The sequence below is a fragment of the Blastomonas sp. AAP53 genome, assembly GCF_000331245.1.
Classification (GTDB): domain Bacteria; phylum Pseudomonadota; class Alphaproteobacteria; order Sphingomonadales; family Sphingomonadaceae; genus Blastomonas.
The window spans coordinates 823,238-842,485 of the sequence record NZ_ANFZ01000009.1 but is presented as its reverse complement, the minus strand read 5'-3'; the positions used below and the strand labels follow the sequence as shown (position 1 = coordinate 842,485).

At 62.9% G+C, this 19,248-nt stretch carries 17 protein-coding genes; 4 read left to right on the top strand and 13 right to left on the bottom strand.

The window, feature by feature from the left end; genetic code table 11:
* Position 1: 1 nt before the first annotated feature.
* From D618_RS0110960 to rpsB, 10 genes are all read right to left on the bottom strand, one after another.
* Entirely contained in the window at positions 2-691 is a 690-nt protein-coding gene (locus D618_RS0110960) for an OmpH family outer membrane protein (protein WP_017671562.1), read from the bottom strand.
* Complete coding sequence (gene bamA, locus D618_RS0110955; protein WP_017671561.1) at positions 691-3,378, bottom strand: outer membrane protein assembly factor BamA; 2,688 nt, start codon at positions 3,376-3,378, stop codon at positions 691-693. Before bamA ends, D618_RS0110960 begins: the two co-directional genes overlap by 1 nt.
* A gap of 116 nt (positions 3,379-3,494) precedes the next feature.
* Positions 3,495-4,607, bottom strand: a complete 1,113-nt coding sequence (gene rseP, locus D618_RS0110950) for an RIP metalloprotease RseP (RefSeq protein WP_026091558.1) — start codon at positions 4,605-4,607, stop codon at positions 3,495-3,497.
* A 2-nt stretch (positions 4,608-4,609) separates the two neighbouring features.
* Complete coding sequence (gene dxr / locus D618_RS0110945; RefSeq protein WP_017671559.1) at positions 4,610-5,821, bottom strand: 1-deoxy-D-xylulose-5-phosphate reductoisomerase; 1,212 nt, start codon at positions 5,819-5,821, stop codon at positions 4,610-4,612.
* 8 nt (positions 5,822-5,829) lie between these two features.
* Positions 5,830-6,633 carry a phosphatidate cytidylyltransferase gene (locus tag D618_RS0110940; RefSeq protein ID WP_238550647.1) on the bottom strand — a complete coding sequence of 268 codons (804 nt, stop codon included), beginning with the start codon at positions 6,631-6,633 and terminating at the stop codon, positions 5,830-5,832.
* Positions 6,623-7,291, bottom strand: coding sequence for a polyprenyl diphosphate synthase (gene uppS, locus D618_RS0110935; RefSeq protein ID WP_152414664.1), 669 nt, complete (start codon positions 7,289-7,291; stop codon positions 6,623-6,625). Before uppS ends, D618_RS0110940 begins: the two co-directional genes overlap by 11 nt.
* Before the next feature lie 104 nt (positions 7,292-7,395).
* Positions 7,396-7,953, bottom strand: coding sequence for a ribosome recycling factor (frr, locus tag D618_RS0110930; RefSeq protein WP_026091556.1), 558 nt, complete (start codon positions 7,951-7,953; stop codon positions 7,396-7,398).
* 4 nt (positions 7,954-7,957) lie between these two features.
* Positions 7,958-8,680 (bottom strand): UMP kinase, encoded by a 723-nt coding sequence (gene pyrH, locus D618_RS0110925; RefSeq protein WP_017671555.1) that lies wholly within the window; start codon positions 8,678-8,680, stop codon positions 7,958-7,960.
* A 195-nt stretch (positions 8,681-8,875) separates the two neighbouring features.
* Complete coding sequence (tsf, locus tag D618_RS0110920; RefSeq protein ID WP_017671554.1) at positions 8,876-9,799, bottom strand: translation elongation factor Ts; 924 nt, start codon at positions 9,797-9,799, stop codon at positions 8,876-8,878.
* 128 nt (positions 9,800-9,927) lie between these two features.
* Positions 9,928-10,755: a 30S ribosomal protein S2 gene (gene rpsB, locus D618_RS0110915; protein WP_017671553.1), complete on the bottom strand. Its 828-nt coding sequence runs from the start codon at positions 10,753-10,755 to the stop codon at positions 9,928-9,930.
* Between the two features lie 348 nt (positions 10,756-11,103).
* Between rpsB and D618_RS0110910 the strand changes: the two genes are divergently transcribed.
* A complete protein-coding gene (locus D618_RS0110910; RefSeq protein ID WP_017671552.1) occupies positions 11,104-11,385 on the top strand; it encodes a hypothetical protein in 282 nt (93 codons plus the stop codon).
* Here D618_RS0110910 and D618_RS0110905 read toward each other — a convergent pair.
* Both D618_RS0110905 and D618_RS0110900 read right to left on the bottom strand, forming a co-directional pair.
* Positions 11,354-12,073, bottom strand: a complete 720-nt coding sequence (locus D618_RS0110905) for a phosphatidylcholine/phosphatidylserine synthase (RefSeq protein ID WP_238550659.1) — start codon at positions 12,071-12,073, stop codon at positions 11,354-11,356. The two genes, D618_RS0110910 and D618_RS0110905, sit on opposite strands and share 32 nt — an antisense overlap.
* A 139-nt stretch (positions 12,074-12,212) precedes the next feature.
* A complete protein-coding gene (locus D618_RS0110900; protein ID WP_017671550.1) occupies positions 12,213-12,947 on the bottom strand; it encodes a phosphatidylserine decarboxylase in 735 nt (244 codons plus the stop codon).
* A gap of 198 nt (positions 12,948-13,145) precedes the next feature.
* Here D618_RS0110900 and D618_RS0110895 point away from each other — a divergent pair, with 198 nt between their 5' ends.
* The 3 genes from D618_RS0110895 to D618_RS0110885 all read left to right on the top strand — a co-directional run bounded on the left by D618_RS0110895 (position 13,146) and on the right by D618_RS0110885 (position 17,839).
* Positions 13,146-14,366 (top strand): NADP-dependent isocitrate dehydrogenase, encoded by a 1,221-nt coding sequence (locus tag D618_RS0110895; RefSeq protein WP_017671549.1) that lies wholly within the window; start codon positions 13,146-13,148, stop codon positions 14,364-14,366.
* Between the two features lie 7 nt (positions 14,367-14,373).
* On the top strand, positions 14,374-16,005 hold the full coding sequence (locus D618_RS0110890) for a bifunctional GNAT family N-acetyltransferase/carbon-nitrogen hydrolase family protein (RefSeq protein WP_017671548.1): 1,632 nt from the start codon (positions 14,374-14,376) through the stop codon (positions 16,003-16,005).
* 61 nt (positions 16,006-16,066) lie between these two features.
* Positions 16,067-17,839, top strand: coding sequence for a cation:proton antiporter (locus D618_RS0110885; RefSeq protein WP_017671547.1), 1,773 nt, complete (start codon positions 16,067-16,069; stop codon positions 17,837-17,839).
* 137 nt (positions 17,840-17,976) lie between these two features.
* Here the strand turns inward: D618_RS0110885 and rlmN are convergent, their stop codons facing one another.
* The gene (rlmN, locus tag D618_RS0110880) at positions 17,977-19,233 is read right to left on the bottom strand and encodes a 23S rRNA (adenine(2503)-C(2))-methyltransferase RlmN (RefSeq protein ID WP_017671546.1); all 1,257 of its coding nucleotides are present in this window, start codon (positions 19,231-19,233) and stop codon (positions 17,977-17,979) included.
* Positions 19,234-19,248: the final 15 nt, after the last annotated feature.

Sequence of the window (19,248 nt, the reverse complement as noted above, 5' to 3'; positions counted from 1 at the left end):
GTTACCGACCTTCGGGCTGCTGTGCGGCAGGAGCGGCGGGAGCCGCTGCCGGTGCACCCTGAGCAGCGGCGGCGCGCGCTTGCTGTTCGCGCTGCTGACGCGGCAGCCAGCCCTGCGGCGGCACGAGCTGTGCGGTCGGGATCGCTGCATTCAGCTCGGCGGTGATGTCCTTGGTCAGGTCATACGCATCGTTGTGCGCCAGCGTCGAGCCGACCTCGAACACGATGCTGATCTTGCGCTTGGTCATCGCCGAACGCACAGCGGCATCGAACTTGTCGCTGATCTGCTCGAGCACATAGGCTTCCGACAGCGCGACAGGCTGCAGGATTTCCTGCACTTCCTGCGAACCCTGCTCGCGCAGCTGCTGGATTTGGCCCAACTGCTGCTGCAGTGCGGCCTGGTTCTGCTGTGCGTTGGGGGCCTGAACGTCGGTGTTGAACTTGGTCACCAGCGGCTCGAGCTGCTGGCGCAGCTGGTTCGACTTGGCCTGTGCCGCGTCATACTGCGCCTTGTAGGTTGTCGGGCGAGCAGCGTTCGCGTTCACGAATGCGGCCGATTCGACAACAGCGCGGCGCTGGTCGGCAACGCCAAGACCGGAAACGGACTGCGCTGCGACAGGAGCGATCGCGCCCGATGCGATGGTGCCAGCGGCCATCAGAGCGGCGGCGGTGCATTTCAGAAGAAGTTTCATCAGAACTGGGTCCCTACGTTGAATGTGAATAGACGGGTGTCGTCGCCAGGCTCCTTGAGCAGGGCGCGAGCGATATCGATGCGGAACGGACCGAAGGGCGAGTTCCAGTTAACGCCAAAGCCCACCGATACGCGCGGCTTGGGCGAGTCACCAAAGAACTGCTCTGCAAAGAACAGGCTGGGCGTGTTGGGCCGGCCATTGGCATCCACCGCATCGGTGGTGGTCGTGATCGACGTGACGCCTGCGGCATCGGTGGTCGTCGTCAGATACTGCAGTGCATTGGTGGTCGGATCGCGGTTCTGCACGGTCTGCAGGATTGGCTGCACAACGCCGAACACCGCCCCTGCATCCACGAACACCGAAGGACGCAGTCCCAGTTCGCGCGCGCCACTGCCCAGCGGAATGTCGAGCTCGGCACGCGCCAGATAATAATAGCGGCCACCCAGAGCATCGTCCTGTTGCTGGTTCTGGTTACGCGGAATCAGCACGTTGGTCACCACGCCATCGACGATTTCCGGATTGAAGAAATTCCGGATAACGCGCGGGCCGACGCCGCGAATGTCGAAGCCGCGAATCTGCGGCTGGCCGAGGAAGAAACGGTCGGTCAGGCGGATGTCGTCGATCCCCTGCGCCGGTGTTCCGCGGTCCTCGAAGGCCAGCATATGGCCGCCTTCAGCAGCGACGGTAAAGATGAAGCCGCTGCGCCCGATGCGCCAGTGCTTGGACGCATTGAGACGGGTCCGCAGATAGCTGACCGATCCGCCGAGCCCTGCGAAATCCTGCGACAGGGTGATGTTCTGGCCACGCGTCGGGCGGATGCGGTTGTCGCGGTTGTCGTAGATAAGCGAATAGCCGAGCATCGACGTGGTGCGCTGGCCGAGGTTGTCGCACAGGAAGAAGCCTGCGCGCACCGGATCGCACTCCAGAGTGCCATCGCCATTGAGGTCGGAGAAGAACTGCGTCTGATCGAGCGTCACATCGTCGACCGTCAACGAATAGCGCAGCAGGGCAGACACATATTCGGTCAGCGGAACGCCCAGGCGAAGCGATGTGCCGGTCGTGAGCTGTTCGAACGTGGTGTTGCGCGAATTGTTGACGAAGTTGAAGCTGTTCAGGTCGCGGCGGAAAATGTCCGCGCCGAACGACAGGTTCTTGTCGAACACATATGGTTCGGTGAAGCTGAGGTTGATGCCCTGCGAAAACGCGGAATAGTTGACGCTGGCGCCAACCGTCTGGCCCTTGCCGCGGAAGTTGCGCTGGCGGATCGATGCCTGCAGGATGAAGTTTTCGATCGACGAGAAACCCGCCGAGAGCTGCAGCTCGCCGGTTGCCTTTTCCTCGACATTGGCTTCGAGAATGATGCGGTCAGGGGCGCTGCCCTGCTTCTGTTCGACCTCGAACTTTTCCTGGAAATAGCCGAGCGATGCGATACGGTTTTCAGAGCGCTTGACCAGGAAGCTGTTGAACGCATCGCCTTCATTCAGGCGGAACTCGCGGCGGACGATCTTGTCCTGCGTCAGCGTGTTGCCGTTGATGTCGATCCGCTCAACATACACGCGCGCCGATTCCGCCAGATCGAACGTGATGTCCATCGTGAGCGTTTCGCGGTTGCGATTGAAGTTGGGGCGAACATCCGCAAATGCATAGCCGAACAGACCGGCGGTCTCACTGAGCTGCTCGACGGTGTCTTCGACCTGCTTGGCATTGTACCAGTCGCCGCTCTTCATCGGCAGCTGAGCCTTGAGGCCTTCTTCGGAGAAGTCGCGGATCTGGCTTTCGACCAGAACATCGCCGAACTTGTAGCGCTCGCCTTCCTCGACCACATAGGTGATGATGAAGTCGCGCTTGTCGGGCGTCAGTTCGGCTACAGCGGAAATGACGCGGAAGTCGGCATAGCCCTGGGTCAGGTAGAACTGGCGGAGCTTCTGCTGGTCGAAGGCCAGCTTGTCCGGATCATAGGTGTCGCCAGAGCTGAAGAAGCGGTAGAAGCGTGATTGCTTGGTCGCCATTTCACCGCGCAGTTCGCCATCCGAGAACTTCTCGTTGCCCAGGATGTTGATCTGGCGAACCTTGGACTTGGGACCTTCGGAGATTTCGAAGACCACATCGACGCGGTTCTGGTCCTGCTGGACCATCTTCGGCTCGACCGTGGCGGCAAACCGGCCCTGACGCTTGTACAGCTCGATGATGCGCGCGACATCGGCGCGCACCTTGGTGCGGGTGAAGATCTGGCGCGGCGACAGCCGGATTTCAGGCAGGATCTTGTCGTTCTTGATCCGCTTGTTGCCTTCCAGGATCACGCGGTTGATCACCGGGTTTTCCTTGACGTCGATGACGACGGCACCATCGTTATTGCGGATCGAAACGTCGGCAAACAGCTCGGTCTCGAACAGATCGCGCAGCGCCTGGTCGCCTGCGACCTGGGTGTAGACGTCGCCGACACGCAGCTGGATATACGAGCGGACGGTGTCCGCCTCGATCCGCTGCGAACCGTTGACGGTGATCGAGCGGATCTGCTGTCCCTGTGGCAGTGCAGGGGCAGGGACTGCCGCCGGTGCGCTGGTGGCCGGAGCAGCTGGACCTGCAGTCTGCGCAAAAGCAGAGCTCGCAGCACCTGCCAGGATGGTAGACCCCAGCAGCAAGCCGAGGGCGCGCGCGCCGATGGCGATTTTGTGTTCAGATTTCACGGAAAAAAGACCCACCCTAAGCCAAAAAACATCAGACGGTCCCTGAATTGCCGTCCGATAACCCGCCCCGGTGCGCAAACCCCTGCATCATCCGCCGCAATCAATCAACCCGTCTTTCAGCCCAGCAGGCCGAACGATGCCAGATCGTTGACGGTCACGAACACCATCAGGGCCAGCACGGCTGCCAGACCCGAACGGAACGCCCATTCCATCACCTTGGGGTTCACCGGTTTGCGCCGGATAGCCTCGATTGCATAGAACAGCAGATGACCGCCATCGAGCATGGGGATTGGCAGCAGATTGATGAACCCCAAATTAATTGAGATCAGCGCGATGAAGAAGATGAAGTCATCGAGCCCGGCAGCGAACTGCTCGCCGGAAACCTGCGCGATCTTGAGCGGGCCGCCCAGTTCCGAAACGGAGCGGCGTCCGGTGATCACTTGGCCCAATGTCGCGACCATCAACCGCACGATTTCCCCGGTCCGTTCGACCGCGACGACGGGCGATTCGAGCAGCGAAACCGGGCGTACCACGGGCTCTGCGGACATGATGCCCAGCCGCCCGATGCGGTATTCGTTGCCGAAACGGTCCTTCTGAACGTCGACGCCGATGCGGAAGCTGATATCGCGAGGCGTACCATCGCGTTCGGCGCGTACGGTGATGCGCTCATCGGGGCGGTGTGCGATGCGGCGGCCGACCTCGTCGAACCATTCGATCCGCTCGCCATCGATCGACACGATGCGGTCGCCAGGCAGCAAGCCTGCCTCTGCGGCAGCCGAGCCAGGCAGCACGCCCGCCACCACCGGCGGCGTGACACTCTTGCCATAGGAAAAAGCGAAGCCTGCCAGGATGAGGATGGCAAACAGGAAGTTGATCGCCGGTCCAGCAAACACGATGAGGGCGCGCTGCAGCAGGGTTTTCGACTGGAATGTGCGATTGCGCTCTTCGGCGGGCAGGGCGACCCAATTGGGGTCGGCGCGGCTGGAAGGGTCCATGTCGCCGGCAAACTGGACATAGCCGCCCAGCGGCAGCAGGCCTAGTTTCCAGCGCGTGCCGCGCTTGTCGGTCCATCCGGCAATCTCGCGGCCAAAACCGATGGAGAAGGATTCCGCCTTCACTCCGAACCAGCGACCGACAAGATAGTGTCCCATCTCGTGCACGAAGACCAATGGCCCCAGTACGAGCAGAAAGGCCAGAATGGTCAGCAGAAAGCCGGGATTTTCGCTCAAGTTCAGTTCCTGGTCCGGATGGCGGCGGTAGCGCACGCGCGGGCTTCTGAATCGATTGCCAGCACGTCTTGCAGGCATTGCGGTTCAGCAGGGCTATAGCCTGCCAGAACCAGCGATACAATTGTCGCGATATCGAGAAACCCGATCTCTCCGGCAAGGAAAGCAGCGACCGCGATCTCGTTGGCGGCGTTCAGGATGGCAGGCGCGCCGCCGCCTGCGGCTATCGCCGCCCGGCAGATGCCGGGGCCCGGAAAGCGGACATCGTCGAGCGGCTCGAAGGTCAGTTGGCCGATGGTGGCCAGATCGAGCGGCAGGCACTGGGTTGGGATCCGCTGCGGCCAGGCCAGCGCACTGGCAATCGGGATCTTCATGTCGGGCGAGCCAAGCTGCGCCAGCGTCGACCGGTCGCGATACTCGACCATCGAGTGGATCACCGATTGCGGATGAACCAGAATGCGGATCGCATCGAGCCCGACCGGGAAAAGATGATGGGCCTCGATCAGTTCCAGGCCCTTGTTGAACATCGTTGCGCTATCGACTGAAATCTTTGCGCCCATCGACCAGTTGGGATGGGCCACCGCCTGGTCAGGGCGAGCCGCGCGCATCTGGTCATGCGTCCAGGTGCGGAACGGGCCACCGCTGGCCGTCAATGTAATGCTTTCCACGTGGTCGTAGGATGCACCCGCAAGGCACTGGAAAATCGCGTTGTGCTCGGAATCCACCGGAAGCAGGGTTGCCCCGCTGCTGCGCGCAGCCTCGATCATCAGCGCGCCCGACGAGACAAGAGCCTCCTTGTTCGCGAGTGCCACGCTGCGTCCGCGCAACAGGCTGCGCATGATCGGTGCAAGGCCCGCGCAGCCGACAATGGCAGCCATCGTCCAGTCTGCATCCAGGTCGGCTGCATCGAGCAGGGCCTGGGGGCCGGACCAGGCCCTGGTACCGCTGCCTTCCAGCGCAGCCACAAGGGCGTCGTGCCGGGCAGGGTCCCCGATGACCGCGACTTCGGCGGAAAACTCGCGCGCCAGTCTGGCCAGACCTTCCGCATCGCTGTTCGCGGTCAACGCCACGATGCGGTAGGCAGACGGATTGAGGCGGATCAGGTCCAGCGTCGAGGTGCCGACCGATCCGGTTGCGCCAAAGATGCTGACGCTCCGCGAGGGCGTGGCGGGTGGCGGCACGATGAGGCCGTCGTGTTTCGTTTCTGGGCGCGACATAAGAGCGGTCACCCTAGCGCCCAAAAGGCATTGGCTGCAACCAGCGTTGCGACGATCGGTGCGACGGGAACAAGACCATCGACGCGGTCCAGAATTCCGCCGTGTCCGGGGATCAGCGCGCCAGAGTCCTTCACGCCTGCCTGGCGCTTCATCCAGCTTTCCAGAAAGTCGCCCACCTGGGCGACGATCGCCAAGGGCGCGCTCGCCAGCACCAGGATATAAGGCAGGTCGAACCATTCGCGCAGCGCAATGGCGAACAGCAAGGCCGCAGTCATGCCGCCGGCAAGGCCCGCCCAGGTCTTGCTGGGGCTGATCGACGGCGCAATCTTGGGGCCGCCGATGCCGCGTCCTGCGAAATACGCACCGACATCGGTCGCCCACACCGTGGCCATGGTCCAGAACGCGAGCAGCAGCCCGTTGTCCTGCTGGCGCAGGTACAGCAGCGCCATCACCGGCAGTGCGCAATAGAACACGCCCAGCGCCAGCTTGATGCTGCGGTCGATCGCGGCGATGAAGAAGGCCCCACCGATGATGAAGCCCAGCGAGAGAAACCCGGGGCCGTCGGCGAGGGGCGACAGCATCGAAAGCGAGGCCATCAGCGCCAGCATCGACAGCCGGCGGCGCTCCAGCCTTCCGACCAGCCCGGCCCACTCATGCTGCATGGCGAGCGCGCCTGCCATCAGCAACAGCCAGAAGGCGATGCCGCCCAGCCCCAGGGCGGTTCCGGCGATGGCGACAAGGATCAGGCCGGAAACCGTGCGAACGGCCAGATCCTGACCGAACAGGGATCGCCTGACAGGGTCAGCGGCCACCAAAGCGCCTTTCGCGTGCCCCATAGGCCTCGAGCGCTTCGGCCAGCGACGCGCCGTTGAAGTCGGGCCACAGCGTCTCGGTGAAATACAGCTCCGCGTACGCGGCCTGCCACAGCAGGAAGTTGCTCAGCCGCTGTTCGCCCGAGGTTCGGATGAGCAGGTCGAGCGGGGGCAGGTCGCCGGTATCGAGCGCAGCATCGATATGCTCGGCCTCGATGGCACTGGCGTCGATCTCACCGCGTGCAGCGGCGGCGGCGAGCGCGCGTGTCGCACGCAGCAGTTCATCCTGCGCGCCGTAATTGAGCGCAATCACCAGGGTGGTGCCGGTGTTGTGCGCGGTTCGTTCGACGACATCGTCGATCATCTCGACCAGGTCGGGCGCGAGCGCGCGGTAATTGCCGATGATCTTCAGCCGCACGTTATTGGCGATGAACTCGTCGACATCGGCGCGGATGAAATGGCGCAGCAGACCCATCAGGTCCGACACCTCGTCTTCGGGGCGCTTCCAGTTCTCGGACGAAAAGGCGTACAGCGTCAGCGTTTCCAGGCCCATGTCGCGCGCGGCGCGCACGGTCGTCCGCACTGCCTCTACCCCTTGCTTGTGGCCGACAACGCGGGGAAGACCGCGCTTGGCAGCCCAGCGGCCATTGCCATCCATGATGATGGCCGCATGGCGCACACCATGCGCCGGTGTCGTCTGGACGTGCGCAACCGGCGCGGACTGCGGTTGCGCCTTCGAGACTTTGGGGCCGGACCGGAAGATCACTGGCCCAGAATTTCCTTTTCCTTCTGGGTGGCGGCAGCATCGGCCTGCGCGATGATATCGTCGGTCAGCTTCTGCACTTCGGTTTCGAACCGCTTGCGCTCGTCCTCGCTGATCACGCCATTCTTCTCGTCGGTCTTCAGCGAATCCATGCCGTCGCGGCGCACGTTGCGGATCGCGATACGCGCCTTTTCGGCATATTGCCCGGCCAGCTTGGCCAGTTCCTTGCGGCGCTCTTCGGTCAGGTCGGGGATCGGCAGGCGCAGCGTCTGGCCGTCCATGATCGGGTTGAGGCCCAGGCCTGCCGATCGGATCGCCTTGTCCGCCGGTCCGACGTTCGACTTGTCCCACACCTGCACCGACAGCATGCGCGGCTCGGGCGCAGAAACGGTGGCGATCTGGGTGAGCGGCATGTGCGATCCGTACACCTCTACGGTGACCGGATCGAGCAAGGCCACGTTGGCGCGACCGGTGCGCAGGCCGGTCAGATCGCCCTTCAGCGATTCCACCGCGCCGTTCATCCGGCGCTCAAGGTCTTTCTTGTCAAACTGTGCCACTGGTTCAGTCCTTCTGATATACGGTTGTCGCAGTGCCTTCGCCGCTGAGAACGCGGGCAAGATTGCCCTGCTCGCGGATCGAGAACACGACGATGGGGATGGAATTGTCGCGGCAAAGCGCCACGGCGCTTGCGTCCATGACCTTGAGATTGTCCTGCAACACACGGTCATAAGTCAATGTATCATAACGCACGGCATTCGGGTCCAGCTTGGGATCGGCGTTGTATACGCCGTCCACGCTGGTGCCCTTGAGCAGCGCGTCGCACTTCATTTCGGCGGCGCGCAGCGCAGCGCCGGAATCGGTGGTGAAATACGGTGCGCCGACGCCGGCGGCGAATATCACCACGCGGCCCTTTTCCAGGTGCCGCTGGGCGCGACGGCGGATGACGGGCTCGCACACCTTGTCCATCTCGATCGCGGACTGCACGCGGGTGGGGACACCCAGCTGCTCGAGCGCGCTCTGCATCGCCAGTGCGTTCATTACCGTGGCCAGCATGCCCATGTAATCGGCCTGCGCGCGGTCCATGCCCTTGGCAGCGCCCGCCATGCCGCGGAAGATGTTGCCGCCGCCGATCACCAGGCAGATTTCAAGTCCCGTATCCTTGGCCGCCTTGACCTCGCCCGCCATGCGCGTGACGGTGGCGGGATCGATGCCGTACTGGCCATCGCCCATCAAGGCTTCCCCCGAGAGCTTCAGGAGGATGCGGCGGTAGGATGGGATGGTCATGGAGTTTCCGGTGATTGAGCTGACTGGCGACCAGCGTTCTGGGTGGCGCGCACCATAGTCAGTGCATACGTGACTGCCAAGCACGTTCGCGTAACTGTTTCAGTCTGTTGCCGTCGGTCTGTGCCGACGCTGGATACGAAAGCGGCGGGCGGCTGCGAAGCCACCCGCCGTTTCGAACCTGTAGCGAGGTGAGTCTTACAGACCCGCCGCCGCCGCCACTTCTGCGGCAAAGTCGGTTTCTTCCTTCTCGATGCCTTCGCCGAGCTGGAAGCGGACATAGTCCTTGAGCGTAATGGTGCCACCGGCGTCCTTGGCGGCCTTGGCCACCACGTCGGCGATCGCGGTCTTGTTGTCCATCACGAACAGCTGGCTGAGCAGCGCGTTTTCCTTGGCGAACTTGGCAATCGCGCCATCGACCATCTTGGCCTGCACTTCGGCGGGCTTGCCGCTTTCGGCAGCCTTTTCCTCTGCGATCTTGCGTTCACGCGCGATCATCTCGGCATCCAGGCCATCGCTGTTCAGCGCCAGCGGGAAGGCAGCGGCAATGTGCATGCCGATCTGCTTGCCGAGCGGCTCCAGAACGTCAGCCGACACGGTGCCTTCGAGCGCGACGAGCACGCCAATCTTGCCGAGGTTCGGCGCAACGGCATTGTGCATGTACGAAACGACAACGCCTTCGCTGACCGAAACGGTCTTGATGCGGCGGATCGACTGGTTTTCGCCGATCGTGGCGATCGAGTTGGTCAGCTTTTCGCCGACGGTCTCGCCATCGGGATAGGGCGCAGCCTTGAGCGCGTCGACATCGTCACCGGTGGTCAGGGCGACCGAGGTCACCTTGCGGACGAAATCCTGGAACTGCTCGTTCTTGGCGACGAAGTCGGTTTCGCTGTTCACTTCGACGGCAACGCCCTTGAGGCCCTGCACTTCGATGCCGACCAGACCTTCGGCAGCCGTACGGCTCGACTTCTTCTGGGCGGTGGCGAGGCCCTTGGCACGCAGCGCGTCGACGGCGGCTTCGATGTCGCCATCGGCTTCGGTCAGCGCCTTCTTGGCGTCCATCATGCCGGCGCCGGTGCGCTCGCGCAGTTCCTTGACATTAGCAGCAGTAATCACAGCCATGTTCGTGTTCCTTGTGGTTGGATATGAATGCAGGGGCCACAGGTGCGGGCCAACGCCCGGCCCGTAGCCCCTGCATGTGTCATTTTCGCGAAGCGGACGGGCAGGGCGCGCCCCGCCCGGTTCGGCTATCAGGCAGCCGGAGCTGCGTCTTCGCCAGCTTCGCCCGCGAATTCAGCCGCCGAAACTTCGGGCTCGGCCGGAGCTTCCTCGATTGCAGCTTCTGCCGGCGGTTCGGCCATCGCGCCGACGTCGGCGCCCGATGCCATGGTGGCACCGGTGCGGCCCTTGGTGGCGGCAGCGGCGATGGCATCGCAGTACAGACGCACGGCGCGCGCCGCATCGTCATTGGCAGGAACCGGGAAGGCGATGCCCTGCGGATCGACGTTCGAATCGAGGATCGCGATCACGGGGATGCCCAGAACATTGGCTTCCTTGATGGCGAGATCTTCCTTGTTCGCATCGATCACGAACATCACGTCGGGAATGCCGCCCATGTCGCGGATGCCGCCGAGCGAGAGTTCCAGCTTGTCGCGTTCGCGGGTCAGCTGCAGGACTTCCTTCTTGGTGAAGCCCGAGGTGTCACCGGCGAGCTGCTCTTCGAGCGTCTTGAGACGCTTGATCGAACCCGAGATGGTCTTCCAGTTGGTGAGCATGCCGCCCAGCCAGCGGTGGTTGACGAAATGCTGGCCGCTGGCGCGAGCTGCATCGGCGATCGGCGACTGCGCCTGACGCTTGGTGCCAACGAACAGAACCTTGCCGCCAGCCTGAACGGTGGCCGACACGAATTCGAGAGCGCGCGCGAACAGCGGCACGGTCTGCGAAAGGTCGAGGATGTGGATGCCGTTGCGCGCGCCGAAGATGTACGGCTTCATGCGCGGGTTCCAGCGGTGGGTCTGGTGACCAAAATGTGCACCAGCTTCAATGAGCTGCTGCATCGTGACGACAGGTGCCGCCATAAGCTAATTCCTTTCCGGTTAAGCCTCTGGAAGACGGGAACCTGCAAGGACATGCCCTCAAAGGGCAGCCTAGGCACCGGTATGTGTGTCTTCCATGTGGATTGCCCGTGGCACAACGCCACAGACGAGCGCGCCCTTACGTGGCTCGGTTCACAAAATCCAGCCCCATTTCAACGGGTGGTCGTATTTTTGTGCTTGACCCATGTGAACAGAAATGGAACAAAAGCCAAACAAAGACGGTTATCGGGCTTCAGACCTGACAATCGGGAACCGGAAGCCGTCCACAGAGTTATCCACAGTGTCCTGCTGATGCTCAGGCTCCGCAGGCGAAAGACAGGATGTTTCGCCATGTTTGCTGTTGTCATTGCCCTTTTCTTCGCAGCCGCCGCCGTCTTTGCCGTGCTCAGCATCGCGCGAACGTTCTCGGGCGCAGCCGAGCGGATCGACGCACTGTTTGCTGAATATCGTGCTTTGGAAATGGATCGGACGGTTCGGTCAGGCATGCGGCCTGCGGTACGGTTCGTTCCCGCCGCTGCGCCTGATTATGCACCGCGCAACGTCATCGCATTCGGCGCACGCCAGGGCGTCAGCGCTTCGATCAGCCAGTCTGACTGGCGCGCTGCCGCCTGACCTTCGAGTACGAGCGAATGCCAAAGGGGATAAGTGTCAGATAAACGAGGCAAATGGCGCTGAGCGTCACCCATGGCACCGTCAGCAGTGAAGCGGCGGTCAAGGTGACGATGGCCAGCGCTTCAAGGCGGATGTTCTTGCGTAGCCTGAGCGATGACCAGCTGAACGTGGCAACGTTCGAGATCATCAGGAACGCAATCAGCAGGATCCACGGTCCGACCAAAGTATAGTGCCGGAACACATCGAGGCCGGTTTCCATCCACAGATACAATGGCAGCATCGCGAGGCCCGCGCCCGCAGGAGCGGGAACACCGGTCATATAGCCTGCAGACTTGTGCGGCTGGTCCTCCAGATCGATCTGGGCGTTGAACCGGGCCAGGCGCAGCGCGCAGCACACGGCCAGCGCAAGCGCGATCAGCCAGCCGAACCGAGGCAGCTCGTTCAGCGACCAGAGGAACAGCACAAGGGCCGGCGAAACGCCGAACGCGATCGAATCCGCCAGCGAGTCGAGTTCCGCACCAAAGCGGCTCTGCGCCTTGAGCATGCGTGCGACGCGGCCGTCGATGCCATCGAGAACGCCGGCCAGCACGATCGCGCCTGCCGCCAGCGGCCATTGTTCCTGCAGCGCAAAGCGAATGCCGGTGAGCCCGCAGCACAAGGCTGTGGCGGTGATCGCATTGGGCACCATCGCACGCAGGGTCAGGCCCTCGCGCAGCCGGAAACGCCGTCCGGCAAGATAGCGGATGGGGCCGCGTCGCCCGCGCTGATCGCGTGGATCGCCTGCGCTCATGTGCGGAGCTCCTGGAAGAATGCGACGGGGCTGGGCATCAGTGAGAAATCCCTTCGCGCCACGGGTTTTCGCCGACAATTGCCAGCACCGTTTCGCCGGCGACGATGCGCTGGCCCTTGACCACCGAAGGCGTGGTGCCACGGGGCAGGTACACATCGACCCGGCTGCCAAAGCGGATCAATCCTACGCGCTGGCCGACGGCAACGAAATCGCCTTCCTTGACGAAGGGCACGATCCGCCGCGCGACCAAACCTGCGATCTGCGTAAAGCCGATGCGCAGGCCGTCGCTGCGTTCGACCATGATATGCTGGCGTTCGTTTTCATCGCTGGCCTTGTCGAGATCGGCGTTCAGGAACTTGCCGGAAATATACACGATCCGCCGGATGGTCCCGCCGATGGGGGCGCGGTTGATGTGCACATCGAACACGCTCATGAAAATCGAGACCCGGAAAAGCGGTTCAGAGCCCAGCCCATCGGTATCGGCAAGCTCCGACGGCGGCGTCACTTCCTGGATCAATGTGACCAGGCCATCGGCCGGGGCGACGACAAAGCGTTCGTCCAGCGGCGTGACGCGGACGGGATCGCGGAAGAACGCGAGGACCCAGAGGGTGATGCCACCCATCGGCCAAGCGAGCGTCTCCCACGCCATCAATGCGAAGATCAGGGTAATACCTGCCGCGATCACGGCAAACTTGCGACCTTCGGGGTGGACCGGCGGCATGCTCCAGCTCGCCAGGCCCTTGCCCCGGTTATCCAGTAATTCTTGCGACATGCCCGCTCTCTTAGGGGCTGGGGCAGGGTGTGACAACGACCAAAGCCGGACAGAGGGGGATAATGCTGCGTTGCGGCATAAATCTGCGACTGATTTGCGTTATCTGAACGCCGCGCGACAAGGTTGAAACATGGGCGGACTTTGCTAAGAGCGTCCCAGTTTTCCGATTCCTCCCTAGCAAGAAGGCGCACATCCCGCATGGCAAAGATCAAGGTGGCCAAGCCCGTTGTCGAAATCGACGGCGATGAAATGACACGCATTATCTGGGAGTGGATCCGTGAACGCCTGATCCGTCCCTATCTTGATATCGACCTGAAATATTACGACCTTTCCGTCGAAAAGCGTGACGAGACCAACGACAAGATCACCGTCGACGCCTCCAACGCCATCCGCGAATTTGGCGTGGGCGTGAAGTGCGCGACGATTACCCCCGACGAACAGCGCGTCGAGGAGTTCAACCTCAAGAAGATGTGGAAGTCGCCCAACGGCACCATCCGCAACATCCTGGGCGGCGTCGTGTTCCGCGAACCGATCGTGATCTCGAACATCCCGCGTCTGGTCCCCGGCTGGACCGACCCAATCGTGGTTGGTCGTCACGCCTTTGGTGACCAGTACAAGGCCACCGACTTCCGCGTGCCGGGTCCGGGCAAGCTGCGTCTGGTGTTTGAAGGCGAAGACGGCACCAAGATCGACGAGGAAGTGTTCCAGTTCCCGTCTTCGGGCGTCGCTATGGCGATGTACAATCTCGACGATTCCATCGCCGACTTCGCCCGCGCCTCGATGAACTATGGTCTTGATCGCGGATGGCCGACGTACCTGTCGACCAAGAACACGATCCTCAAGGCTTATGATGGTCGCTTCAAGGACATCTTCGAAGAGGTTTTCCAGAGCGAGTTCAAGGACAAGTTCGACGCAGCTGGCATCACCTATCAGCACCGTCTGATCGACGACATGGTCGCATCGGCGCTGAAATGGTCGGGCAAGTTCGTCTGGGCCTGCAAGAACTATGACGGTGACGTGCAGTCGGATACCGTTGCACAGGGCTTTGGCTCGCTGGGTCTGATGACCTCGGTGCTGATGACGCCCGATGGCAAGACGGTGGAAGCCGAAGCCGCGCACGGGACGGTCACGCGTCACTATCGCATGCACCAGCAGGGCAAGGCGACTTCGACCAACCCGATCGCGTCGATCTTCGCCTGGACCCGCGGCCTGATCTATCGTGGTCGCTTTGACGAGACACCAGAAGTGGTGCGCTTTGCCGAAACGCTGGAACGCGTGTGCATCCAGACTGTCGAAAGCGGTGCGATGACCAAGGATCTGGCGATCCTCATCGGCCCCGATCAGGCCTGGATGACCACCGAGCAGTTCTTCGAAGCGATTCGCCAGAACCTCGAAACGGAAATGGGTAGCTGGGCGTAAGGGGTTGATGGCACAGCGCAGCAAGGCACGACTGGAAGTAAGGCAGGCCCGCAGGGGCGACATTCCCGGGATATCCGCGCTCGTCGAGCGTGCCTATCCCGGGCTGCCTCCCTATAAATTCGGCGAGCTGCGCGGGCAGATCAACAATTTTCCGGAAGGACAGTTCGTCGCCATTCTGGATGGCGATATCGTCGGCTATTGCGCCTCTTCTCGGGTGACCGAGGCGATGGCGTTCACCGCGCACGACTGGGAAGAGATCAGCGGAAACGGCTTTGGCACCCGCCATGTGCCGACCGGTGAATGGCTCTACGGCTATGAGATGTGCGTTGATCCCGCCCAGCGCGGCGTGCGGATTGGCAAGCGCCTCTATGAGGCCCGGCGTGCGCTCGCCGAGCAGCTTGACCTCAACGGCATCGTCTTTGCTGGCCGCATTCCCGGCTATGACAAGGCACGCCGGACCAAGAAGGTCGACAGTCCGGAAGATTATCTGGCCAAGGTGATCGACGGCAAATTGCGTGATCCGGTCATCGGCTTTCAGATCGCCAATGGCTTCGCGCCCGGCGGAATCCTCAAGCGCTATCTGCCCGAGGACAAGCAGTCGCGCGGCCATGCGGTGCACATGGTGTGGCGCAACCCCTATGTAAATCCGGATGAACCGCCCAAGCACCGCGTTCCGCGCGGTGTGGAAAGCGTGCGCCTGGCCACCGTGCAGTTCCAGGCGCGGGCCGTGGCGAATTTCGAGGAGTTCGTGCGCAACGTCGAATATTTCGTCGACGTGGCCGCCGACTACAAGGCCGATTTCGTGCTGTTCCCCGAGATGTTCACGATGTCGCTGCTCTCCTTCGCCAAGAAGAAGATGGGGCCGCAAGAGGCGATCGAGGCACTCAGCGAGTTCACCCCGCGCATCCGCGACGAGCTGACGCGGATGGCGATGGAGTACAATATCAACATCATCGGCGGATCGCATCCCACGCGCGCCGACGATGGCGATATCCAGAACATCGCCCTGGTCGCGCTGCGCGATGGATCGATCCACGCGCAGGAAAAGATCCACCCCACGCCCAATGAGCGCTACTGGTGGAAGATCAAGGGCGGCGACAGCATCGACGCGATCCAGACCGATTGCGGGCCGATCGGCGTGCTGATCTGCTATGACAGTGAATTCCCCGAGCTGGCCCGCCGTCTGGCCGATGAGGGCGCGCGGATCATCTTCGTGCCGTTCTGCACCGACAGCCGCGAGGCATATATGCGCGTGCGCTATTGCTGCCAGGCGCGCGCGATCGAGAACCAGTGCTATGTCGTGATGTCGGGCAATGTCGGCAATCTGCCCGATGTCGAGAACATGGATATCCAGTATTCGCAAAGCTGCATCCTGACGCCATGCGACCTTCCGTTCGCGCGCGATGGCATTGCGGCAGAGGCCAGCGAGAATGTCGAGACGCTGACGATCAGCGATGTGAACCTCGATGACCTCAGCTGGGCGCGCAGCGAAGGCACCGTGCGCAATCTGGGCGATCGCCGCTACGACCTGTACCATATCGAATGGGACAGGGCCGTGGGGCGGGGCAGTTCCGCCACCAGGCGCGAACGCATACGCCAGACGGCGCCCGCCGGACCCCAGGGCGGGGGCGGGGGATAAAGCGCTGCTAGGGTGCGATTAATGGCTGACAGTCGCGCCACCATCGGTCATTACCTTGAGCATGCACAATCCGCTTGATAATCCCGTTTTCAGTGATGCCCTTGTCATTCTGGGCGCTGCCGGAATCATCATCCCGGCCTTTGCGCGGTTCAGGATCACCCCGATCATCGGCTTCCTGCTGATCGGCATCCTGGTCGGGCCTTCGGGGCTTGGCTCGCTGGTCGACGATTATCCCTGGCTCTACCACATCACGATCACCGATTCAGAGGCGATCGAGCCTTATGCCGAGTTCGGCATCATCCTGCTGCTGTTCACAATCGGTCTTGAATTGTCGTTCAAGCGATTGTGGAGCCTGCGGAAACTGGTGTTCGGCGTGGGCGCAGCCGAGCTGCTGCTGTCTGCACTGATCATCGGGACGGCGCTCAATGTCGCGGGCCAGAACTGGGGCGGCGCGGTGGGTCTGGGCCTTGCACTGGCGCTGTCATCCACCGCTCTGGTGCTGCCGATGTCGGGCACGACTTCGCCGGTGGGGCGCGCTGCGCTGGCGATGCTGTTGTTCGAGGATGTGGCCATCGTCCCCATCATCTTCCTGCTCGGTGCGCTCGCCCCGGTGGCAGGCGCCATGGGCGCGACCAGCCTGGGCACGACGCTGGTGCTGGGCATTGCCACGGTGGTCGCCATGCTGGTGCTGGGCCGCATGATCCTGCCGCGCATGTTCGCGCAGGCGGCACGGACGAAAAGCCCCGAACTGTTCCTCGCGGCCAGCCTGCTGGTGGTGATTACCGCCAGCCTCGCCACCGCTTCGGTCGGCCTGTCGCCGATCGTCGGCGCGCTGCTCGCAGGGCTGATCATTGCCGAAACCGAATATCGCGGCGAGGTCGAAATCCTCATAGAGCCGTTCAAGGGCCTGGCGCTGGGCGTGTTCCTGATCACCGTGGGCATGTCGATCGACCTGCGCGTGATCGCCGCATACTGGCAGGAGCTGGCAATTGCGGTGGTGGGCGTACTGGTCGTCAAGGCCGTCGTGACCGGATTGCTGCTGCGCGTTGCCGGCGCGCGGCGCGGGACGGCCGCGGAGGCGGGCGTGCTGATGGCCAGCCCTTCCGAAACGACGCTGATCGTGCTGGCTGCAGCGGTGCAGGCGCAGCTGATCCAGGCGTCGACCGCGCAATTCTGGCAGATCGTCACCGCGATCGGCCTGACGATCACGCCGCTGCTGGCCAAGCTGGGCCACACCATGGCGCGGCACATCGAAATGCGCGCCAGCGACGCTGCGCCGATCGATCAGTCGGATATCGCCAACGATCGCACCGTGATCTTTGGCTATGGCCGCGTGGGAGAGATCATCGCCGACATGCTGAAAGAGCATCAGCAGCCGTTCGTGGCGGTGGAATCGAATGTCGATGTGGTGATGCAGGCGCGGCGCGCCGGGGTACCGATCGTGTTCGGCGATGTCGCGCGGCCCGAACTGCTCGACCGGTTGCGGCTGGGCCACGCCCGTGCGCTCATTCTGACGATGGACGATCCGGTACTCGCGGTGCAGATCGTCCGCCGCGTCCACGGCTGGGTGCCGGACCTGACGATCATCGCCCGCGCCCGGGATACCGACCACGCAGCGGAACTCTATCGCGCGGGGGCCACCCTGGCGGTTCCCGAGGCACTGGAAAGCTCGCTGCAGCTATCCGAGGCGCTGCTCGTCGATCTCGGGATCGCGATGGGCCATGTCATCGCCTCGATCCATGGCAAGCGCGACGAACTGCGTTCGCGCATCATGGAAGAGGGCGGTCTGGACGAGAAACCGGCGCTGCGTTCGGGCGAACCGGCTGCTGGTTAGGTTATGTCTCTCCCCTCCCTTCAGGGAGGGGCAGGCCCGGCTTCCCGGGCCGGGATGGGCTTAGAAGCAAACCAGGTGCGCAGGCCCACCCCGGCCTGCGGCCACCCCTCCCGTAAACGGGAGGCGAGAGGTTCTATTCAACCCAAAGCCGCCTGCTTTTCCTCGGCCAGCCGATCGAGCTCGGCGCGGCTCTTCTTTTCCGATGCCGATTTCAGCTGGCCACATGCGGCCATGATGTCGCGGCCGCGCGGAGTGCGCACCGGCGCGCTGATGCCGCCTTCGAACACGATATTGGAAAACCGCTTGATCCGCTCAGGATCCGAGCATTCATAGGCGGTGCCGGGCCAGGGGTTGAACGGGATGAGGTTGACCTTGGCGGGCAGGCCATAGCCCTTGATCAGCCGGACCAGCTCGCGCGCGTCTTCGTCGCTGTCGTTCTTGTCCTTGAGCATCACATATTCGAACGTGATGCGCCGGGCATTGCTGGCACCGGGATAATCGGCGCAGGCCTGGAGCAGCTCCTCCAGCCCGTATTTGCGGTTCAAGGGCACGATCTCGTCGCGCACCTCCTTGGTCACCGCGTGCAGCGAGACCGCCAGGTTGACGCCGATTTCCTCGCCGCAGCGGGCCATCATCGGCACCACGCCGCTGGTCGACAGCGTGATGCGCCGACGCGACAGCGCCAGACCATCGCCGTGCATCACGACCTTCATCGCATCGCGGACGTTGTCGAAATTGTAGAGCGGCTCACCCATGCCCATGAGCACGATGTTGGTGAGCAATCGGCCATCGGCGGTATAGGACGCGGCGTCCTCGTCGTCATCGAGCTGGTCCATCGCGCCCTTGGGCCATTCGCCCAGCGCGTCGCGCGCGAGCATGACCTGCCCGACGATCTCGCCCGGCGTCAGGTTGCGCACCAGCCGCATCGTGCCGGTGTGGCAGAAACGGCAGTTGAGCGTGCAGCCGACCTGGCTCGAGATGCACAAGGTCCCGCGATCGGCGTCGGGGATGAAGACCATCTCGTAATCCTGCGCGTCATCGGTGCGCAGCAGCCATTTGCGCGTGCCGTCGGATGAGACCTGCGCCTCGACGATCTGCGGGCGGCCGATGATGAAGCGCTCCTGCAGCCAGGGACGCATCGCCTTGGCGATATCGGTCATAGCATCGAAATCGGTGACGCCGCGATGGTAGATCCAGTGGAACAGCTGCTTCGAGCGCAGCTTGGCCTGCTTGCGGTCGAGCCCCGCCGCCTCGAGCAGCGCGCTGATATCCTCGCGCATCAGGCCCATCAGGTCGGAGCGGCCATCTTCGCGCGGCGTGATCGCGCGCGGCAGGGTCATGGGGTTGATAGGGCCGGGGATGGCCATATCCATCGAGGGATTGGGGATGTTCATGCGCGCCACATAGTC

Bases quoted from the DNA above. Each gene is read 5' to 3' on its own strand.
- D618_RS0110900 (WP_017671550.1), bottom strand. From the start codon at position 12,947: ATGTCGCAAGAATTACTGGATAACCGGGGCAAGGGCCTGGCGAGCTGG.
- rlmN (WP_017671546.1), bottom strand. From the start codon at position 19,233: ATGAACATCCCCAATCCCTCGATGGATATGGCCATCCCCGGCCCTATC.
- D618_RS0110960 (WP_017671562.1), bottom strand. From the start codon at position 691: ATGAAACTTCTTCTGAAATGCACCGCCGCCGCTCTGATGGCCGCTGGC.
- pyrH (WP_017671555.1), bottom strand. From the start codon at position 8,680: ATGACCATCCCATCCTACCGCCGCATCCTCCTGAAGCTCTCGGGGGAA.
- D618_RS0110905 (WP_238550659.1), bottom strand. From the start codon at position 12,073: ATGGTGCCCAATGCGATCACCGCCACAGCCTTGTGCTGCGGGCTCACC.
- dxr (WP_017671559.1), bottom strand. From the start codon at position 5,821: ATGTCGCGCCCAGAAACGAAACACGACGGCCTCATCGTGCCGCCACCC.
- D618_RS0110890 (WP_017671548.1), top strand. From the start codon at position 14,374: ATGGCACAGCGCAGCAAGGCACGACTGGAAGTAAGGCAGGCCCGCAGG.
- D618_RS0110895 (WP_017671549.1), top strand. From the start codon at position 13,146: ATGGCAAAGATCAAGGTGGCCAAGCCCGTTGTCGAAATCGACGGCGAT.
- D618_RS0110910 (WP_017671552.1), top strand. From the start codon at position 11,104: ATGTTTGCTGTTGTCATTGCCCTTTTCTTCGCAGCCGCCGCCGTCTTT.
- rpsB (WP_017671553.1), bottom strand. From the start codon at position 10,755: ATGGCGGCACCTGTCGTCACGATGCAGCAGCTCATTGAAGCTGGTGCA.
- tsf (WP_017671554.1), bottom strand. From the start codon at position 9,799: ATGGCTGTGATTACTGCTGCTAATGTCAAGGAACTGCGCGAGCGCACC.
- D618_RS0110885 (WP_017671547.1), top strand. From the start codon at position 16,067: ATGCACAATCCGCTTGATAATCCCGTTTTCAGTGATGCCCTTGTCATT.
- uppS (WP_152414664.1), bottom strand. From the start codon at position 7,291: ATGGATGGCAATGGCCGCTGGGCTGCCAAGCGCGGTCTTCCCCGCGTT.